The organism is Dolichospermum sp. LEGE 00240 (assembly GCF_015207875.1).
Classification (GTDB): Bacteria; Cyanobacteriota; Cyanobacteriia; order Cyanobacteriales; family Nostocaceae; genus Dolichospermum; species Dolichospermum gracile.
Genome location: NZ_JADEVZ010000047.1, coordinates 1 through 18,301 on the forward strand (window position 1 = coordinate 1; position 18,301 = coordinate 18,301).

At 37.8% G+C, this 18,301-nt stretch carries 20 protein-coding genes and 1 pseudogene; 11 read left to right on the top strand and 10 right to left on the bottom strand.

All coding sequences use genetic code 11. The features are described from left to right. Positions 1–135: 135 nt before the first annotated feature. The 7 genes from IQ226_RS15575 to IQ226_RS15605 all read left to right on the top strand — a co-directional run bounded on the left by IQ226_RS15575 (position 136) and on the right by IQ226_RS15605 (position 6,524). Positions 136–1,644 carry an NADH-quinone oxidoreductase subunit M gene (locus tag IQ226_RS15575; RefSeq protein WP_193896784.1) on the top strand — a complete coding sequence of 503 codons (1,509 nt, stop codon included), beginning with the start codon at positions 136–138 and terminating at the stop codon, positions 1,642–1,644. 171 nt (positions 1,645–1,815) lie between these two features. Continuing rightward, the gene (locus IQ226_RS15580) at positions 1,816–2,118 is read left to right on the top strand and encodes a hypothetical protein (protein WP_193896786.1); all 303 of its coding nucleotides are present in this window, start codon (positions 1,816–1,818) and stop codon (positions 2,116–2,118) included. A gap of 2 nt (positions 2,119–2,120) precedes the next feature. Further along, positions 2,121–2,663, top strand: coding sequence for a hypothetical protein (locus tag IQ226_RS15585; RefSeq protein ID WP_193896788.1), 543 nt, complete (start codon positions 2,121–2,123; stop codon positions 2,661–2,663). 6 nt (positions 2,664–2,669) lie between these two features. Beyond that, positions 2,670–3,215 carry a hypothetical protein gene (locus tag IQ226_RS15590; RefSeq protein WP_193896790.1) on the top strand — a complete coding sequence of 182 codons (546 nt, stop codon included), beginning with the start codon at positions 2,670–2,672 and terminating at the stop codon, positions 3,213–3,215. 72 nt (positions 3,216–3,287) lie between these two features. Further along, entirely contained in the window at positions 3,288–4,418 is a 1,131-nt protein-coding gene (locus IQ226_RS15595) for a CO2 hydration protein (protein ID WP_193896792.1), read from the top strand. Positions 4,419–4,792: 374 nt separating this feature from the next. Beyond that, positions 4,793–5,392: a Uma2 family endonuclease gene (locus tag IQ226_RS15600; protein WP_193896794.1), complete on the top strand. Its 600-nt coding sequence runs from the start codon at positions 4,793–4,795 to the stop codon at positions 5,390–5,392. A 289-nt stretch (positions 5,393–5,681) separates the two neighbouring features. Further along, positions 5,682–6,524 carry a Cof-type HAD-IIB family hydrolase gene (locus IQ226_RS15605; RefSeq protein WP_193896796.1) on the top strand — a complete coding sequence of 281 codons (843 nt, stop codon included), beginning with the start codon at positions 5,682–5,684 and terminating at the stop codon, positions 6,522–6,524. A gap of 223 nt (positions 6,525–6,747) precedes the next feature. Here IQ226_RS15605 and IQ226_RS15610 read toward each other — a convergent pair whose 3' ends face one another. Then, entirely contained in the window at positions 6,748–7,539 is a 792-nt protein-coding gene (locus IQ226_RS15610; protein ID WP_193896798.1) for a DALR anticodon-binding domain-containing protein, read from the bottom strand. Between the two features lie 373 nt (positions 7,540–7,912). On the opposite strand from IQ226_RS15610, the gene IQ226_RS15615 reads away from it, so the two are divergent. Beyond that, positions 7,913–8,632 carry a Crp/Fnr family transcriptional regulator gene (locus tag IQ226_RS15615; protein WP_027401051.1) on the top strand — a complete coding sequence of 240 codons (720 nt, stop codon included), beginning with the start codon at positions 7,913–7,915 and terminating at the stop codon, positions 8,630–8,632. 544 nt (positions 8,633–9,176) lie between these two features. On the opposite strand, the gene IQ226_RS15620 is transcribed toward IQ226_RS15615, so the two are convergent. Next, positions 9,177–9,569 (bottom strand): HEPN domain-containing protein, encoded by a 393-nt coding sequence (locus tag IQ226_RS15620; RefSeq protein WP_193896800.1) that lies wholly within the window; start codon positions 9,567–9,569, stop codon positions 9,177–9,179. Beyond that, on the bottom strand, positions 9,566–9,889 hold the full coding sequence (locus IQ226_RS15625) for a nucleotidyltransferase domain-containing protein (protein ID WP_193896802.1): 324 nt from the start codon (positions 9,887–9,889) through the stop codon (positions 9,566–9,568). Before IQ226_RS15625 ends, IQ226_RS15620 begins: the two co-directional genes overlap by 4 nt. A gap of 357 nt (positions 9,890–10,246) precedes the next feature. Here IQ226_RS15625 and IQ226_RS15630 point away from each other — a divergent pair, with 357 nt between their 5' ends. From IQ226_RS15630 to IQ226_RS15640, 3 genes and pseudogenes are all read left to right on the top strand, one after another. Next, positions 10,247–10,477, top strand: coding sequence for a hypothetical protein (locus IQ226_RS15630; RefSeq protein ID WP_193896804.1), 231 nt, complete (start codon positions 10,247–10,249; stop codon positions 10,475–10,477). Beyond that, a complete protein-coding gene (locus tag IQ226_RS15635; RefSeq protein ID WP_193896806.1) occupies positions 10,474–10,737 on the top strand; it encodes a type II toxin-antitoxin system RelE/ParE family toxin in 264 nt (87 codons plus the stop codon). The genes IQ226_RS15630 and IQ226_RS15635 overlap by 4 nt, the downstream gene beginning before the upstream one ends. Before the next feature lie 484 nt (positions 10,738–11,221). After that, a pseudogene (locus IQ226_RS15640) lies at positions 11,222–11,398 on the top strand (element excision factor XisI family protein); the annotation flags it as partial. Positions 11,399–11,599: 201 nt separating this feature from the next. Here IQ226_RS15640 and IQ226_RS15645 read toward each other — a convergent pair. The 7 genes from IQ226_RS15645 to IQ226_RS15675 all read right to left on the bottom strand — a co-directional run bounded on the left by IQ226_RS15645 (position 11,600) and on the right by IQ226_RS15675 (position 18,214). After that, positions 11,600–12,991: a hypothetical protein gene (locus IQ226_RS15645; RefSeq protein WP_193896808.1), complete on the bottom strand. Its 1,392-nt coding sequence runs from the start codon at positions 12,989–12,991 to the stop codon at positions 11,600–11,602. A 148-nt stretch (positions 12,992–13,139) separates the two neighbouring features. Continuing rightward, on the bottom strand, positions 13,140–13,301 hold the full coding sequence (locus IQ226_RS15650; protein ID WP_193896810.1) for a hypothetical protein: 162 nt from the start codon (positions 13,299–13,301) through the stop codon (positions 13,140–13,142). A 2-nt stretch (positions 13,302–13,303) separates the two neighbouring features. Then, positions 13,304–13,564: a type II toxin-antitoxin system ParD family antitoxin gene (locus tag IQ226_RS15655; protein ID WP_193896812.1), complete on the bottom strand. Its 261-nt coding sequence runs from the start codon at positions 13,562–13,564 to the stop codon at positions 13,304–13,306. A gap of 12 nt (positions 13,565–13,576) precedes the next feature. Then, a complete protein-coding gene (locus tag IQ226_RS15660) occupies positions 13,577–13,891 on the bottom strand; it encodes a hypothetical protein (protein WP_193896814.1) in 315 nt (104 codons plus the stop codon). Positions 13,892–14,094: 203 nt separating this feature from the next. Continuing rightward, positions 14,095–16,179 carry an NAD(P)H-quinone oxidoreductase subunit 5 gene (locus IQ226_RS15665; RefSeq protein ID WP_193896816.1) on the bottom strand — a complete coding sequence of 695 codons (2,085 nt, stop codon included), beginning with the start codon at positions 16,177–16,179 and terminating at the stop codon, positions 14,095–14,097. Between the two features lie 359 nt (positions 16,180–16,538). Further along, entirely contained in the window at positions 16,539–16,919 is a 381-nt protein-coding gene (locus IQ226_RS15670) for a co-chaperone YbbN (protein WP_193896818.1), read from the bottom strand. A gap of 578 nt (positions 16,920–17,497) precedes the next feature. Next, positions 17,498–18,214, bottom strand: a complete 717-nt coding sequence (locus IQ226_RS15675) for an NnrU family protein (RefSeq protein WP_193896820.1) — start codon at positions 18,212–18,214, stop codon at positions 17,498–17,500. Positions 18,215–18,301 lie beyond the last annotated feature (87 nt).

The window sequence follows — 18,301 nt, forward strand, 5'->3', positions numbered from 1 at the left end:
CTGTCCCCTGTCCCCTGTCACCTGTCCCCTGTCCCCTGCCCTCTATTCCCTATCCCCTATCCCCTGTCACCTGTCACCTGTCACCTGTCACCTGTCACCTGTCCCCTGTCCCCTGCCCTCTATTCCCTAACTTTCATGCTCAGTACATTGATTTTACTGCCGTTAATTGGTGCGGCTTTTATTGGTTTCTATCCTTTTGGTATTACTGCTAAACTATCTCGAATTGTCGCTTTCGTCTTTAGCGTGATTATTTTTTTATGGAGTATTTTCCTAGCAACTCAGTTTAATCCTGGAGAAATTGGTCAACAGTTTGCTGAGTCACTACCTTGGGTAGATGCAATTGGCTTAAACTACAATCTGGGTATAGATGGTTTATCTCTACCATTGCTAATTCTTAATGGACTATTAACTTGTATTGCTATTTATAGCAGCGATGAATCCCAACAACGTCCGAGATTTTATTACTCTCTAATTCTGCTCTTAAGTGCTGGGGTGATAGGAGCATTTTTAGCACAGGATTTATTATTATTCTTCCTGTTTTATGAATTGGAACTAATACCCCTATATTTGCTAATTGCGATTTGGGGGGGAGAAAAACGGGGTTATGCAGCCACAAAATTTCTGATTTATACAGCTTTTTCAGGAATCGTCATTTTAGCCAGTTTCCTGGGGATGGTTTGGTTAAGTGGTTCTCCCAGTTTTGGACTAGCAACCTTAAATGCCCAATCTCTACCCTTAGCAACCCAAATTTTACTCCTTGTCGGAATTTTAGTAGGATTTGGCATTAAAATTCCCCTCGTTCCCTTTCATACTTGGCTACCAGATGCCCACGTTGAAGCCTCTACACCCATATCTGTGCTGTTAGCTGGGATATTATTAAAATTAGGGACTTATGGCTTACTGCGATTTGGAATGAATTTGTTACCAGATGCTTGGGCTTATTTAGCACCTTGGTTAGCCACATGGGCAGTAGTTAGTGTCTTATTTGGGGCATCTTGTGCGATCGCCCAAACGGACATGAAAAAAATGGTAGCCTATAGTTCCATCGGTCACATGGGCTATGTCTTATTAGCAGCCGCCGCATCCACACCCCTCAGCGTCTTGGGTGCAGTTATGCAAATGATTAGTCATGGGTTAATATCCGCCATGTTATTTCTGTTGGTGGGAGTTGTCTATAAAAAAGCTGGTAGTCGAGATTTAAATGTCATTCGGGGACTACTTAACCCAGAACGAGGTTTACCAGTGATTGGTAGCTTAATGATTTTTGCCGTCATGGCTAGTGCTGGTGTACCGGGAATGGTGGGATTTATTTGCGAATTTATTGTTTTTCGGGGCAGTTTTGCCGTTTTTCCGTTACAAACATTATTAGCCATGCTCGGAAATGGTTTAACTGCGGTTTACTTCCTAATTCTCTTAAATCGGGCCTTTTTTGGACGGTTATCAGCAGCAGTTACTAACTTACCTCGTGTGTATTGGAGCGATCGCATCCCTGCCATCATTTTAGCCGTAACTATCGTTATTTTTGGTATTCAACCCAATTGGTTAGTCTATTATACCCAAGCCACAATTACCACCATGGTAAAAATGAATAATCATCATGTAATAGCTAACGTGTCTTTGGATAAAGCTAAAATCAAAAGTTAAGCGATGGATATTGGAGACTGGGAAAACTCACCCTATGTCTTAATCCCAATCTCTAATTATCAATGAAAGTATATATCTGAACAACAAGTTTCTGATATGATATAATCAAAAAAGTGAATGAATTTGCATAAATTACGCAGTCCTGTTCAATAAAATTAAAGGGTATTCTATATGAAAGCGGATAACTTAGAAATATATGCTGATGGAGCGGGACTTATGGTTAGACCAACTATAAGTAAACTTAGTTTTTACTCTGTAGTAGATATTTCAGAAAATCATGGACAAAAGGAAACTGAAGAAGAATTAAAAGTACAGATAGTTATTCCAACACTTACTTTACTGAAATTATGTGCCAGATTTTTAACACAAGTTAAAACTGACGAAAAGGGAATTATTAATACTATAGATAGTCATAAAGAGGAAATTATTAAGACATTGGCAAATTTAACTTTAAAAGAAAGTGACGGAGAATAAAAATGTTAACCATAAAGTTGGAAAGTGAAATATCTTCTTTTATTCAAGAAAACAGCAAAAGAGATAATTATGAATTCTTGTATAAAACTAAAATTCCAAATCCTCCCATTCATATTAAGCAATGGCAAACAAATCAATACTCCTATAAAGTAGTTGCTTTTGAAAAAGAGGAAAGCAGACATAACAAATTACAAAAATTAGTTCAATTAGTTACAAAAATACGTAATTATCTTTCTTTACCTGATGATTGGGATGGTTATGAAGGAATTGCGCCTAAATCAAAAACAATTGAAGAAACTATTTCTGTAGTTAAACGTTTGAATGATTATAACATATCATTACCTAAACCAATGGTAAGTGGTACGGGGATAGTTAGTTTATATTGGGAAAAAGACAGTATCTATATTGAGATATGTTTTGAAGGTGATGGAACATTTTGGTACTATGGTAAAGATGGTAATTTAGAAATTGGAGAAGAATCTGTGTCTCTTAAAAAAGAAACTGAATTTCCCAGAAACTTAATTAATTTAATCGCCAAAATTTAATTTTCTATGAGTTGTCCAGAGATTTATACTGTTACATCTAATAGATGTAAGTTCGCCCAGCAAAACGACCCTCAATGTAATTGTGAAAATGTATCAGTTAGTCAATTTTCTCCAGGCATTGTAGAAAATAATGAAATATTAGTGAGGCAAATTTATTCACCAATTCATATAGATGAACAAACTGGAAGAGTAAACACATTTGCCTTTACTGATGCTCAAGATAAAGGTATGTCAGTAAATCGTAAAACCTATTCCTCAAGAGAAGAATTAAATAAAAAAGTTCAATACAAGCTAAAGTTAGATGAGGAACGAGGTAAAGATAGAAGTTTTCAGGGTGTTATTTATGCAACTTGTCACGACGTTAGAGCAATAAAAACTAATGATAATCTAAAAGCTTTTTGTGTTTATGATACAGGTAATAAAAATGATATTTCTCATGCTGATATATGCCAAGCCACATCTAGTCGTTTAGACGATAGTAAAATGCGTGTTAAATTAAGGGAAATTTTTTCAGACATACCTATAACATTAGATATTTTATTTACTAATTAACTTCTATTTTTAGTTTAAATTTAATTATGACTTACCCTTCAATCCTTCCTTATACTTTCTGGAGAAACACTAATGGTAACAACTGAAAACAGCCCCACTTACAACCCTCTAGCTGAATATATTCAACGCTTACAAACTGGTCAGGTATTACTTAAAGATAGTCCCGAAAACGTTCTAGAAGTTGTTGGTATTCTCAAAAGTTATGGTGTAGTTTTAGATGCCTATTCTAAAAATCTTATTTACATTGCTGAACATCAGTTTTTAGTATTTTTTCCCTTCTTTAAATATTTTGATGGCGATATTTCTGTTGCCAAATTATTCCGCCATTTATGGCATGATCGGATTAATTTTGAATATGCTGAATATTGCATGAAAACCATGATGTGGCATGGTGGTGGTGGTTTAGATACCTACTTAGATACTCCAGAATTTCACGATAGAGCTAAAGCTGTTATTGCTGCTAAATTTAAATATAATCCCCTGATATGGGGACTCAATGAACTGTTTCCCGAATTTTTAATAGAACAGTTACGAGTCTCTGCTTATTACACTGGATTAGGTCAATTTTGGCGAGTCATGGCGGATATGTTTCTCAATTTATCAGATCGCTATGACAACGGTGAAATTAAATCAATTCCCCAAGTTGTCGAACATATTAAATTGGCTTTAGTTGCAGATGCCATGAAACCAATTACATATAGTGTTAAAATCGGCGATAAAGTTTATGATCTGATTCCCAAATCAGTTGGTTTAACCTTCCTTGTAGATACCGCAATTCCCTATGTAGAATCAGTATTTTTTAGAGGTACACCATTTTTAGGAACAGTTTCCTTAAACGCCCAAGCGTATCAAGTTCCCCCAGATCAATCTCGTTTCCAATATGGTGCATTATACGCAGATCCTTTACCTATTGGTAGTGCAGGTATTCCTCCCACTTTGTTAATGCAGGATATGCGTCATTATTTGCCGGAATATTTACATAATATTTATCGCCGCAGTCTCAGGAGTGAAGATGATTTGCGAGTACAAATTTGTATGAGTTTCCAAAAGTCTATGTTTTGTGTCACTAGTGCCGCAATTTTAGGACTTTTACCTTATCCTCTAGATAGTCAAGATCCATCTGAGCAAAAACATAATCAAGTTTATTTAGAAAAGTGGATGTCAAGATTAGAGAATTCCCGGTTATTAGAAGTGAATAAATAAAGTGGGTTCTTCGGTTCTTTTTATGGAAAACCCGGTTCAAAATCATGGGAAGGCTTATTGTGTGGGCATTTCATTGAAAATATGGGGATGATTGTTTAGAACCCTTCTCCCGTAAGGATTTTGTTATGATCAATCCTCAATCACCATGATCAACTGCATTTCTGCATTTCTAGTCAGAGATTAGAAACGAGATGTGGTAGGGATTTCAGCTTAAGTTGACACCAATAAGCTTTTACTTTACCCCTACCGATAGAATCGAACGATTAAGTCGTTTTGAGTGATGTCAATAAATTATGAATTAGTGTTAGAAGTCGGGGATCTGAAAATTAACTGTATAATCATTGATATTAGTTTCATCTGTGGAGTTAAATCTAATGACACAAGCTGCAATCACAAATTTAGAATTAATTCAACCTTTAGCTAATCATCAGGCTTTAACAGATGAGCAATTTATGTTATTGCCGGAAAATGATAATCTTTATGAATATGTGAATGGAAAGCTAATTATAGTGGCAAATTCAGGTGTAGAACATGGCTACTTAGCTCTAACTATTGGATATTTCCTAACGGGCTTTGTCCGTGATCATAAACTCGGAATAACTTGTGATTCTAGCACTGCTTTTAAGATGAAAACTGGTAACAAAAGATCACCTGATCTTGCTTTTATTTCTAAGGAAAGGTTAAAAGGTTTAAAACGATTACCCAAAGGTTTTTTTGATGGCGCTCCTGATTTAGCTGTAGAAATTATTTCTCCTAATAATACTTTTGAAGAAATTCATAATAAATTAGTCGAGTATTTTGAAAATGGAACTTGTTTAGCATGGGTAATTTTGCCAGATGAAGAATGTGTATTAGTCTATCACAAACCTAAGCCATCCCAGCTTTTGCAATTGGAAGATAGTCTTGATGGAGAAGATGTTATTCCTAATTTTAATTTGCCTTTGATAGAGTTATTTCGAGAATTATCTTTTTAGATATATAGGACTCCTATTTGATTTTTGATAGCTTGCGTGGCGTAGCCATAGAAGAATCAGTAGGTATCACTGAGTTAGAACGGATGATTTTATCTGTTAAACCATTTCTGTTTCTGAAATAGAGTGAAAAATAAAATACTAAAATAAATTAATCAGGTTGGTTTTGCTGTAATTCTTGTAATTATCATTTAGTACCTTCAATAGTTTTGACCATTTCCCTTATAATCAAGTTTATGCAAGTAAGTCTCTACTGTTAATTTTTTGCTAGAAGTTCAATTTTGGGGAATTTATGCACAAAGCACCTGCTGAAGTGAGTGATATTAAACTGTTGGTTTTAGATATAGACGGGACAATTGCTGGACATTCCAATACTCTTAGTCATATTGTCAAAGAAGTAATTGCTGCTGTACAAGCAAAGGGAATTAAAGTTGCTATAGCAACAGGAAGAATGTATTGTTCGGCTTTGCGGTTTCACCAGGAAATTGGCTCTACAATGCCTTTAGTAGCTTATCAAGGCGCTTGGATTCAAGATCCCAATACTCAGAAAATTCATCGTCATTTATCTGTATCTAGAGATATTTCCTTGCAATTACTAGAATACTTTGAACAGCCAGATTTGCGATCGCTCCTCTCCGTGCATTTTTACATCAACGACCAACTTTATGTCCGAGAAATTACCAAAGAAACGGAAAATTATCAACAGCGCTGTGGTGTAAATGCTATTCCCGTCGGTGATTTACGTCAATTATTAGAGTATGAACCCACTAAAATTTTAGCTTTATGTGATGACGCAAACTTAATTCAACAACTTTTGGCTAATTTACGCCGCAGATATCAACCCACAGAATTATATATGACAACATCTGTGGCTACTTTCTTGGAAGCAGCTAATACTCATGTTAATAAAGGCAATGCCGTCCGCTATCTAGCGGAAGAAATACTAGGTTTAGAAAGTCATCATGTCATGACTATTGGTGATAATTTCAATGATGTAGAAATGCTCAGTTATGCTGGCATTAGTGTCGCTATGGGTGAGGCACCAGTCGAAGTGCAAGCGATCGCTCACTGGGTAGCACCTAGTGTAGAATTAGATGGTGCAGCGATCGCAATGGAAAAATTCTTACTTAATTAAAACTCTACACATAAGAAAAGACACCGACGACTGGCCGTGTTTCGTCTCGGTGTCCTTCCTAATTTCGCTCCTCACACACCTGCGATTCTATGCGGAGATATTTATTTTGTCAAGATAATTTCTCAAAGATTTTGTAAAGTTTGTGTGAATATCAATAAATCGCAAAACCTGTAGGGGCGCAGGGCCTGCGCCCTCGATTGCATTGCATCCTCGCGATAACCGCTTAAAGTTCCACAGGTGCAACAATTCCTAACTTATCCTCTAACACACATCTTAAAACCAACTGAGTTGCTATCAGCAATCCCAAGCGAGCTTGAGCCAATTCTGGATCATGAATTTTCACTTCCCCCCAAATCCGACAATTACCCCAAAACCGCTCAAAAGCTTGACTTAAATTCCCACCTGCTTTTAACCAGTTAATAGAAATACTATCAGCACAAACCAAATCATCTACCACCTTAACTAATTGATAAATTAGAAAATTCTCATCAGAGTGATCAAGAAGAAGTTTTTGCTCACAATTGAGCCAAGGTATAGAATTGGCAGCCATAAAACTATTAATATCTGTCCTGTCCAATTCAATCAAACCTTCCTGCTGTCCTAAACGCAACAAAGAAAAGCAGCGGGCATGAGCATATTGAATTGTAAAAACCTTTAATGAACTTGACAAAGTTGGTAATTTGTCCTGTAAAAAATTATTTACCAAGTCTCCAGTTCTTTTAGCAACTATTAAATTTTGTAACCAAGCAGCTAAAGTAGAGTCCATGAGTTCTATATGAATCTCACCAGAGGGAACTACCTTCACCCTAAATAAACTATCACTGTTTTGGGATAAATATCCGGCGATGCCTTCGGCCACCTCCATAACTGGTGAATTCTGAGATTTTGATATTCTCATCGCCACACCAGAGAGGTATATAATTTTTTGATTATATCCTCCCTGGTAGAGAGGAACTTTTATCCCTTTTATGCCTGTAATTTCCTCATTATTAGTAAAAATACCGAGGGAAGACATTAAGTATCTGCTTACTAGCTGCTTAACTGCTTTGTTTTCTCCAAAAAGTAGTCTATGAGACACGTATCCTTTTGTAAAAAAATTATGGTGTGCATCATTTTATCCTGTTCCATCTACCTTGAGATAGAAGTTTACTGATGTCGGGAAAAATGAGAGTAGGATGAAATTTGATAAATAATGTATAAAAAATGGGTAATCTTTACTACCCTTGTTGTACAGTAGGAAGTATAAGAAAAAATAGAGAGCAATTTAGCTTTCTATCCCATTGGAGGGCTGGCGCTGTTAGGCGTTATGCCTACCCCGTTAACACAAAGACACTCCTTGCACTTTTCTTATCAAGTCTTTGTTTTCAGCCAAACGCTCTTTGTTACCTATGCAATCTCCATCTTCCTTTTCCGAAGCTTCGCGTCCTTTCTTAACTTGGCAACGTATTCTTGACTGGGCCCAAGAACACTACCGCTGCCGCACCTTCAGTAAAGACGAGCGCATTCCAGCTAGACCTGGTTTGCTCTATTTAGTTCAAAGAGGTGCTATCCGCATGGTAGGAACTGCCCAAGTCAGTGCTACTGCCAGTCAGTTAACATCTAGACGCATTAACAGAACACCCGAAGAAGCCTTCTTGGGTTTTGTGGGAGCAGGACAACCTTTTGAAATTGTTGCTCAGTCTCCATTCACCCTCCAGTCTTACGCCCACGTTGACCAAACAGCAGTGCTGTGGATGTACTGGCATGACCTAGACAACTGGCCTCACTTCCGCCGTGAAGTTATGGATGCTTTTAGATATCAGCACCAGCGCAAGTTGTTATGGTTGAGTGCTTTAGGACAACGTCGCACAATTGACCGCCTCTTAGGATTCCTCACCCTACTGATTGAGGAATATGGAGAGCCTTCAATGAGCGAAACTGATCCTGATGTCATTCGTGGTTATTGCTTACCCTTCCCCCTTACCCATGCCCAAATTGGCAGCGCCATTGGTTCAACCCGTGTTACTGTCACTCGTTTAATGGGTAAATTACGTCAACGTGGCTTAATCCTTACCCAAGGAGATAATCTGATTTGCCTACCCGCTGAATCTATCAACAGAGCCAGCTAGGACGTAGTTCAAATCTCTAATGAGCAGCAGATTGATAGATGTTGACTGAGAGCTTGCCACTCTCGGACACACCAATGGCAGGTATCAGCGGATTCTAACTAGTCCAAGTTGGGTAATTAGTTCTGTGAACCTGCTCCTCATTTTCACGAATCTGTTTGACCACCACAAGCAGATTTTGGGTAATCGGGTATGAAATGCAAGATGTCTGGGACAAAAAGTTCTCTAGTGCCTTTATTATGAATGCGGCACTGATAACGCTAGATCGGCAAATTGGGGCCACCCACCTGGTTCCAATTATTGATCTTGGCTGTATAGTACAGCAGGAGTCAGGATTCAGGAGTTAAGAGTCTCGTCTGGCTTTTACTGTAGATTCTGTATCTCATTCAAGTGCATACCTCTATATAAATAATTATCTGGGAATATTTGAAACCTTAAACCCTGGAAATCCTGATATGGCTACGCCACGCTACGCTATCAGACAGTAGGGTGTGTTAGCGACGCGTAACGCACCAAAATTAAACAAGTTTTTAAACCATCATCTTTTTTAGAATTGAGGGGGTAAAGAATCAACATTTGCTTTAGCAAAATTCAGAATTTCGATAGTCCTTTGAATGATCAAATCAGCATCAGCTTCTGTAATATTAGGATCAGTATTATAGTCACCGCGTAAACGAGTTCTTTCTGCATCAATTAAATAACGATGAAATTCACGAGGAACTCGTTGTGGACGTGCAAATTTTTCTCCAAAAGCAGCAATTACCGCTGAATGTTTAGAATAAGCAAGTCCTTCCCCTTCTAAAAAAGCGGTAGCAACATAAAACATCGCATAATAGCCACGAGATGCTGCAAATTCAGCAAAACCTTTTTGATTGAGTTCTGTTGCTGCTTGCAAACTTCTTTCGGCTTTTTCTAGGAGTCTTTGTTGTTCAGGGTTCATATTACTAACCCATCTTGTCTAATATTGCGAAAGAAACCACTGTTATAATTTTCTAGTTGTTCACGGGTAGCAAAAGCACAACTAATCAAAACGTTATATTCTAAACATAAATCAGCAATACTTTGACTGATTTTTTCGCTTTCTTGAGAATAGTTAAAAACATCTTTCAAGACAATTAAAATATCAATATCTGAGTCTGGTTGTGCTGTTTCTCTCGCTTGTGAACCAAACAATATTAGTTTATCTAATTGTTCTCCATAGAGTTGTTTTAAGTTTTCGTGTACTTGGGTTAAAACTTGGGAAATTGGTTGATTGAGCATAATTTATAAGCTGTTACGCAGCTAAATTTGATAACCATAATTTACTTGAACTTTGTAGTGCGGGCATCTTGCCCGCTAGAATTATACAAACTAAATGCACAACAGCTTAACAAGTAACTACTTGGCGTTATGTCTATTTTAGCTTAAAAACGTCTGATTCAGATAGGAGGGTGTGTTAGGGAAGTGTAACGCACCAAAGTTGCTTGAATTTAATCTCATGAATTAATGTATGTCACGTCGCGCTCATAGTTTAATGTATGTTTTATAATATTTTCACGCTCCTAACGCACACTAAGAATTTAAGATTGAGTTATTATTGGTATAATAAACTGGCGAAGTTCAAACGGAAATTAGATCATGTCATCTCCAGCAATTACTACTGTAGTTAAAATGATGGAATCTTTACCTCAAGATTTACAAGACACAATTGCAGAACATCTGAGAGAATATTTGGCAGATTTGCAAGATGAATTAAAGTGGGATAATTCATTTAAGAAAACTCAAGAAAAATTGATTGCATCTGCTCAACGTGCTAAAAGAGAAATTGCAGAAGGACTTGCAAAACCAATGGACTATGACAAGTTATGAAGTCTGCAACCCTTCCTTCTTTTTGGGATGAATATCAGTCTCTTGACAAGCAAGTTAGACAGAGTGCAAGAAAAGCTTACCGCTTATGGAAAGAAAATCCTTTTTATCCGTCTTTGCATTTTAAATGTATCAATAATCAGGAAAATATTTGGTCTGTCAGGATAACTCGTAATTACCGAGCAATTGGGGTTTTGGATGATGATACAGTAACATGGTTCTGGATTGGTAATCATGACGATTATGAAAATTTCTTTTCATAGTCACAATCAGGATGTCCAGGATTAGAGGATTTACAGGATTTTTTATGAATATTTATCTGGGAATATTTCAGATTTTAAAGATGAGTTTTTTTCTTCATCCTGAAAATGCTTAATTGTCTGATAGCGTAGCGTGGCGTAGCCATATCAGGATTTCCAGGATTAGAGGATTAGCAGGATTTTTTATGAATATTTATCTGGGAATATTTCAGGTTTTGAAGATGAGTTTTTTTCTTCATCCTGAAAATGCTTAATTGTCTGATAGCGTAGCGTGGCGTAGCCATATCAGGATTTCCAGGATTAGAGGATTTACAGGATTTTTTATGAATATTTATCTGGGAATATTTCAGGTTTTAAAGATGAGTTTTTTTCTTCATCCTGTACATCCTTAAATCCTGGAAATCCTGATTCTGACAGTAGGGTGTGTTAGCGAAGCGTAACGCACCAAAATTGCTTAAATTTAATCTCATGAATTAATGTGAGTTACGTTTATGGGACAATTATTCATGTAGATATTAGAGATGGAAAAATTTGGATTCAGAGAGATTTTACGGAGGAAGCGGTAGCTAGTGAGTTGGTAGATTTGGGAGTATCAAAAGCGGATATAGTTTTAGGTTTTAAGCCACCTTATATGAGACAGTTTACTGATTTTGCATCGGTTTAGATTTTTTATTCAATTTTTAGATTTTTATAACTTGATAATTGGTTAATTTTTTATGGGATAGGTTTTTGCTTATCCCTTTCTTCATTCGTTTTGTGTTATGGGTTTATTTAATGAACCACGAAGACACGAAGAGCGCGAAGGAAGAAGGGAAGAAGGTAAAAAGAGAGAAATGCAATAATGAATTAGTAATTTTGAAACTTATCAAGGATACTCTGCAACATACAACTCAGTTGTTGTTAAATCTGTCATGATTTTTAATGGTTGAATTAACTTTTCTGTCTTATTTATATCTTCTTCTGTCAACTGCATAGCATCAAAATATAGAATAATTGGAAACAGTTTTTTATAATCATCATTAGGTTGAATAGATATTCCTACAATATGCTCAATTTGAGGGTGGTTAATTTTGAAAACAATGGAGCAATCTTTTAAAAATTGACACCGCATTCTTTGATGATCTTCAACTGTGAATTCCTCAAAATGTGGTAAAAATAGAAAAACATAGCCAGTCTTTTGACAACTTTCTTCAGGAAGCAATATATAGCGCGTAGCTCTTTTATCTCTTGGTAATACTTCAATCCATTCACACAAAGCATTTGCCAAAACACGCCTATGCAACCGAGGCTCTCGTGCTAAAAAACGAAGAGTTATTTCTGCAAATTTGAAAGCTTCTTCTGATTTCATATCAGGATAATTAAGAATGTATATTTTATCTTTCAGAGTTTGCTTACTAAACTCTTCAATTAGCCAATCCCAAAGATAGCTTGATTTATCTGCTGATTTTTGGGATTGACGTAAAGGACTTTTTTCAAAATCTTCCCATACTTCTTCAATAATCAGATGTTCACAGTTAGAAGGAATGACAAAATCATGGCTTTTATCCTCATTCATATGTTGGAGGTAATATGCTAATAAATCTTCTTCACCTGTTGCAAAAGTAGATACATTTGATCTAAAAAGGATTTCTTTTTTCGTTAAGTAATCAACAAAATCTGAAATAGTATCTAATGTAGATAGGACAATATCTAAAGATGTGTTATCCAATACGTGGACAAATGTTTTGTTTGGATCAATATCTCCAACACAAAATGGAATGGTGTGCTGTGTATCTCCTTTAACATGGGAAGTTATCATCAAACTACCACTTCCACCAAGTTCTTGTTGACAACGCATGGAATTATCATGAGCAACAACAACAAGATGAAACCTGGCTATCATTAAATCAGGTATTTCAATAGGAAAAGATTGAGTACACGCAGAATCTAAGAACAAACTTTTAGGAAATTTTTTAATCTGTCTTTCTGCTCCCCAAGCTTGTTTGGCAGAATCAAATATTGCACTTCTAAACCATCTTTGCCAATCAAGATCCAGATTTTCGCTGCTTTTAAATTGACAATCCTTATCTGAAAAGATAATTATATGGTTTTCAAATACTACCAGTAAATCACATAATTCTTTACCGTGGCTTTTACCTTTTGATCTTTGATCAACAAATACTCCTGAATAACTCCAAAGCGATAAAAATGTGGATTCACATAAATATTTTAAATATTTCTCGGCATTAGTAATACCATCTGCACGATTGATAGGCATATTTAGTCCTTAAATAATGAAATATAATTATAAATTATCCTTTGCTACTTTGCATCTTTACGCGAAACAAAAAATATTCATAACCCGGCGAATATAATTCGCGTCTACACAGATAAAACCCGCCTTGGCTGGTTCAGAAATCTTGCTTTTAGTCCACGAAGGTGGACTTCGTTTGTATAGCCGCGATTTCTAATCGCCAGGGCTTTTCATCAACAAAACGCTCTCCAGCATCAATATTTCTAGTAACAAAATAATCAATAATTTCTGATAAATCACGACTAGCTTCTGGAGAAATAATATGTATTTTCATCCTTATCTCTCTCTCACTTGACGCAACTTATCCCGCAATTGTGAAATCACAACTTCCCCATTAATACCTTCACCTCTATCTAATTGTTCAATAGCAACATCCACCTTTTCCCGTGTTTCTTCCACCCAATTCTGATAACCCTTATCCCACTCCAAAAGCAATTTTAACGCCTTACTAATTACATCTTCAGGATTTGTATATCTACCTGTGGCAATTTGTGCTTGAATAATTTGCTCTAATTCCGGTTTAATTTGGATATTCATAATTTTACCTTTTTATACTAATTGTTCAAAATCTGGAAGAGAAAAACCTTTCCACTTTAAAAGTGCATAGGCATAAGCTTTTTTTAACATTAAATAATCAGCACTCACTCGCAGAGATTTCAACAATAACCGATCAGATTCACTTAATAGATTATTTTGATTTTTTTCTAACAGTTGAAAATGTAATTCTTGCTGACTTTCTGGAATTTGACTTTCAGCAATATTTAATAATTCCTCAATGGTTAATTCTTGCATAACCATTAATTCCCCTTGTAATTCCAGAGGTGCATAATCAACAGCAGGAGGAGCATTAATTTGAGTAGTCATACATTTTTATAATAATTTGTTATGATTATAACTTATTATTTATTTTTGATAAATGCCATTTTCAACCCCAACTCTCAATTTTCTTTCTTCCCCTCTTCCTTCGCTTCCTTCGCTCCTTCGTGGTTCATTAACTCTGCGTCCTCTGCGCCTCTGCGGTTCGTTAAAAAAACAATCCAGGGGCGGACAAACCGCCCCCATTAAAATCAGGTAACACCAAAGAAAATCACCAAGCCCAAAACAGCCCCAAAAACGATTAAGGCATAGAATTGAACCCGACCGTTTTCTAGGTATTTCAAACCTTCACCACTGACAAGAGTAAAGAAACCCGTGAGATTAACAGCGCCGTCAACAACGCGGAAATCAACCTCCATCACTTGTCTAGCCACACGACGCAAACCAAGAACAAAAACACGATGATAAATATCATCAAAGTACCATTTATTCAAGGATAAATCATAGAGTGGTTGAATTTTAGAAGCGATCGCACTCGGATCAATTTTACGAGCCAAATACATCAGCACCGCCAAAGTAATCCCCACCACAGAAATCGCCACAGAACTACCCGCCATCACATAAAACTCATGGGGGTCAAACTCCGCAGCCTTTTCCATAACTTCTGCTAAAGTTTCGTTAGGAGAAAAGATAAACTGCTCAAAATAATTGGCGTAGGGAGTTCCCACCAAACCAATCAACATCGAAGGAATAGCCAACACCGCCAACGGTAAACTCATCGTCCAAGGCGACTCATGGGGCGAATGGCTGTGTCCGTGGGAGTCATGGGAGTGACTTGACAATTCTCCCTTTTTCATCGCCCCAGGACCAAAATTAGGAGCTAATTCTACTGTCCCTGATTTCTGTGCCAAAGCAGCAGCCGCATTTTTGAGTTTTACCTTGATTTTCTCGTCATTACCCCGGAATTTACCTTCAAATGTCGAGAAATACATTCTAAACATATAAAAAGCTGTAATCCCTGCTGTCACCCAACCAATAAACCACAGGAAGGGGTTAGCAGCAAAAGCCGCACCGAGAATTTCATCTTTTGACCAGAAACCAGCAAAGGGAGGAATCCCTGCAATGGCCAAGCAACCAATCAAAAAGGTGAAACTTGTCACCGGCATATATTTCCGCAGTCCGCCCATTAACCGCATATCTTGGGCTAATACAGCATCATGACCAACAACTGCTTCCATGCTATGAATTACCGAACCAGAACCCAAGAACAGCATCGCTTTAAAGTAAGCGTGGGTCATGAGGTGGAATAATCCCGCACTGTAAGCGCCCACACCCATAGCCATGACCATGTAACCCAGTTGGGAAACGGTGGAATAAGCCAAACCCTTTTTGATGTCGTTTTGGGTAATGGCGATGGTAGCCCCCAAAAACGCGGTAAATGCGCCAGTATAAGCAATGACGTTCATGGCGGCTGGGACATTTTCAAACACTGGGTACATCCGGGCAATGAGGAATACACCCGCCGCCACCATTGTCGCCGCATGAATCAGGGCAGAAATAGGTGTAGGACCTTCCATTGCATCTGGTAGCCAGACATGGAGGGGGAATTGAGCAGATTTAGCCACAGGTCCCAGGAAGACGAGAATTGCCAACAGAATGGCGAGGAAATTGCTGATAGAACCGGTTTCTACTAGGTTGGATAGGCGATCGCCCATAATCATGAAATCAAAGCTGCCTGTCGCCCAGAACAGCCCCAAAATCCCCAATAGTAACCCGAAGTCACCGACCCGGTTGGTTACAAATGCCTTTTGACAAGCATCCGCTGCGGCTTTGCGATCATACCAAAAGCCCACTAGGAGGTAGGAACACATCCCCACCAATTCCCAGAAAATGTAAACTTGTACTAGGTTAGGACTGACCACCAGACCTAACATTGAAGAGCCAAATAAGCTGAGATAGGCATAAAATCGCACGTAACCCGGATCATGTGCCATATAGCCATCAGTGTAAATCATCACCAAAACAGCTACTGTTGTGACAATCACCAGCATTAGAGATGTCAGGTGGTCAATCGTGTAGCCCATCGTCAGGTGAAAATTACCTGCTGATGCCCATTCCAAAGTCCAAAGATAAGGCGCGTGGCCTTGAATTTGACTCCACAGTAAAGCCAACGACAGCGCCATAGAAGCTCCCATCAGGGAGATAATGACTACAGCATTTAATTGTCGCAGGCGGTTTGTCACCTGATTTATCGAGATTAGCCCTAGACCGACCAGTGTTGCTCCCAAAAGAGGTAATACTGGAATCAGCCAGGCATACTGATAGATTACTTCCATCACTAACGCCTACTTTTAGAATTCTGTACAAACAAATGAGAAGATGAAAAAATCAAAATTCAATGGGGTGAGGGTTTGTGTTTGGGAATGAAAGACTAGAAATTATTTACTAATCTCTACTGCTTTCAATAGCCCAATACCTTCAAGTTAGCTTGAATTTTCCCACCTCAAACTTCAGTTAACTGAAAATTTTCACCAACTGCTCATAATTGTGACACACACCCTTGAGGATAAAATACCCCACCCGATACCCTTTGGGTGGGGTGTTAACCATGGTTTTAGATTTGCTTCGTTGTCAGTTGTCAGTGGCAAATCTTTTCTCCCTGCCCCCTGCCCCCTACTTCCCCGCCTCTTACCTCCTAACTCCTGACTCGGTGACTCCTGACTCCTGCTGTATCTATTTTTTCCTGATTTGTATATGCGAGTTTAATTGCTTCTAAGGCTAGACGTAAATCGTCTCTACTGCGAAAACCTTCCAGTCTTTGTCTAACTATACCTTTTTCTATCAACAGTAAGGTTGGTAATGATTTCAGTCTATAAGTATTTGATAGCTTGAAATTTTGATCAGCGTTAACTCCCACCAATTTAAGGTCATCACCACATTGAGTCTGAAATTGTGATAACAGCGGGTGAATGATGCGGCAAAGCCCACACCAGGGAGCTTCAAAATTCACCAAAACGGGAACAGGGGATTCTAAAACTTCTTGAGTAAATGTCCGTTCATTAACCGACAACACCATGATGCCTCTTGTGATTATAAGGTTTTTATATCAAAAGTTGATTGTCAGCAGGAACAAATTGGCAATTTATGCCATTTTGAATTTGAAATTTTCTTAGCAACGGACAAGGCGGAGGATATCAATTGTTTCGTGTCAACGCACCGTAGGTATTGATGAAATTCAGCCGACAACAGGGTTTTACTCCTGACTCGGTGACTCCTGACTCCTGCTATTAAGGATTTTGATGTTTCCTGCTGACAAAAAAGCCACCGTGTATACCGCGCTGGCTGTTCTACATTTCCAATCCTGATTGCTATTGATTGCTACTGCTTGGGAAAAATTTGACAATGCTGACAGTGCGGGTTATTGCAGTCTCTACATTGCTATTTATTGCCTGTTTCCAGTCTGATGGATGACTATTTCTTGTTTACGAGTATAAAGCCCACTGAAACCTGATGAGTAAATTCTTTTTCTGATCCCAGTGGCAAAAAATCTAATGATATATGTTTGAGTTTATCGTACATTGTTTTGGTAGCAAGTGATCAGGACAAAGTTTTGTTAAATTTATATGTTTTGTTGATCTTGGGGATCACACTAAACTACCACATTATCATACTTGTTGCCACTAATAACAAGGGGTGAGACCACCATAATAGACCTGTGAAAATGGCAACTCCTAAATAAGCAGGGCGGAGAAATTCCTGCCAGTGTAAGGATTGACGACCATCAATAATCGCTTGAAAGGGGATAATGGAAGTTCGCTGTTTGACAAGTTCAAAGGCTTCTCCATAACGTTGACTTAAACGGCGATCGCCATGCCATACTCCAAATAGATGATGTAGTACCAACCCAATGGAGGTGACAAGGGTAAAACTAGTACCTAGCCACAAGGTATGGGCTACACACCAAATAACTTGTCCCACCATTTGCGGATGACGGGTAATACGGATAATTCCTGTTTCATAAAGATGAACTTGGGGCTTTTGAATGGCAGCAATTTCTAGTAGATTGAAGGTAGCAGGATATAAAAATAAAAAGGATATAGCTGATAGTACCCAAACTAATGTGCTTACGCCTGTTATGTCCTGTACTTGCCAAAGTTGCTGTCCATCATAACGGTGATTAAAAAAGTAAACAATTAAGATTACAGCCAAAGGGAGGCTAATTAATGCAAAGATAATGCGATAAAGCCTAGGTCCAATGTATTTTTCTGCCCAAGGACGTAAAGCTGCCCCTCCGCTGTGAGCGATCGCAAAAACTAATTGTAACCCTAGTATGACAAAATGACTGGAGGTAAACCAATGATTGGGCATCATATATACAACTCAATTCAAAATTCAAATCAGCTAGTACCGCAAAGCAAAGTCAAAATTCACGGTTCTTTAAATGTTAACAATGCCATA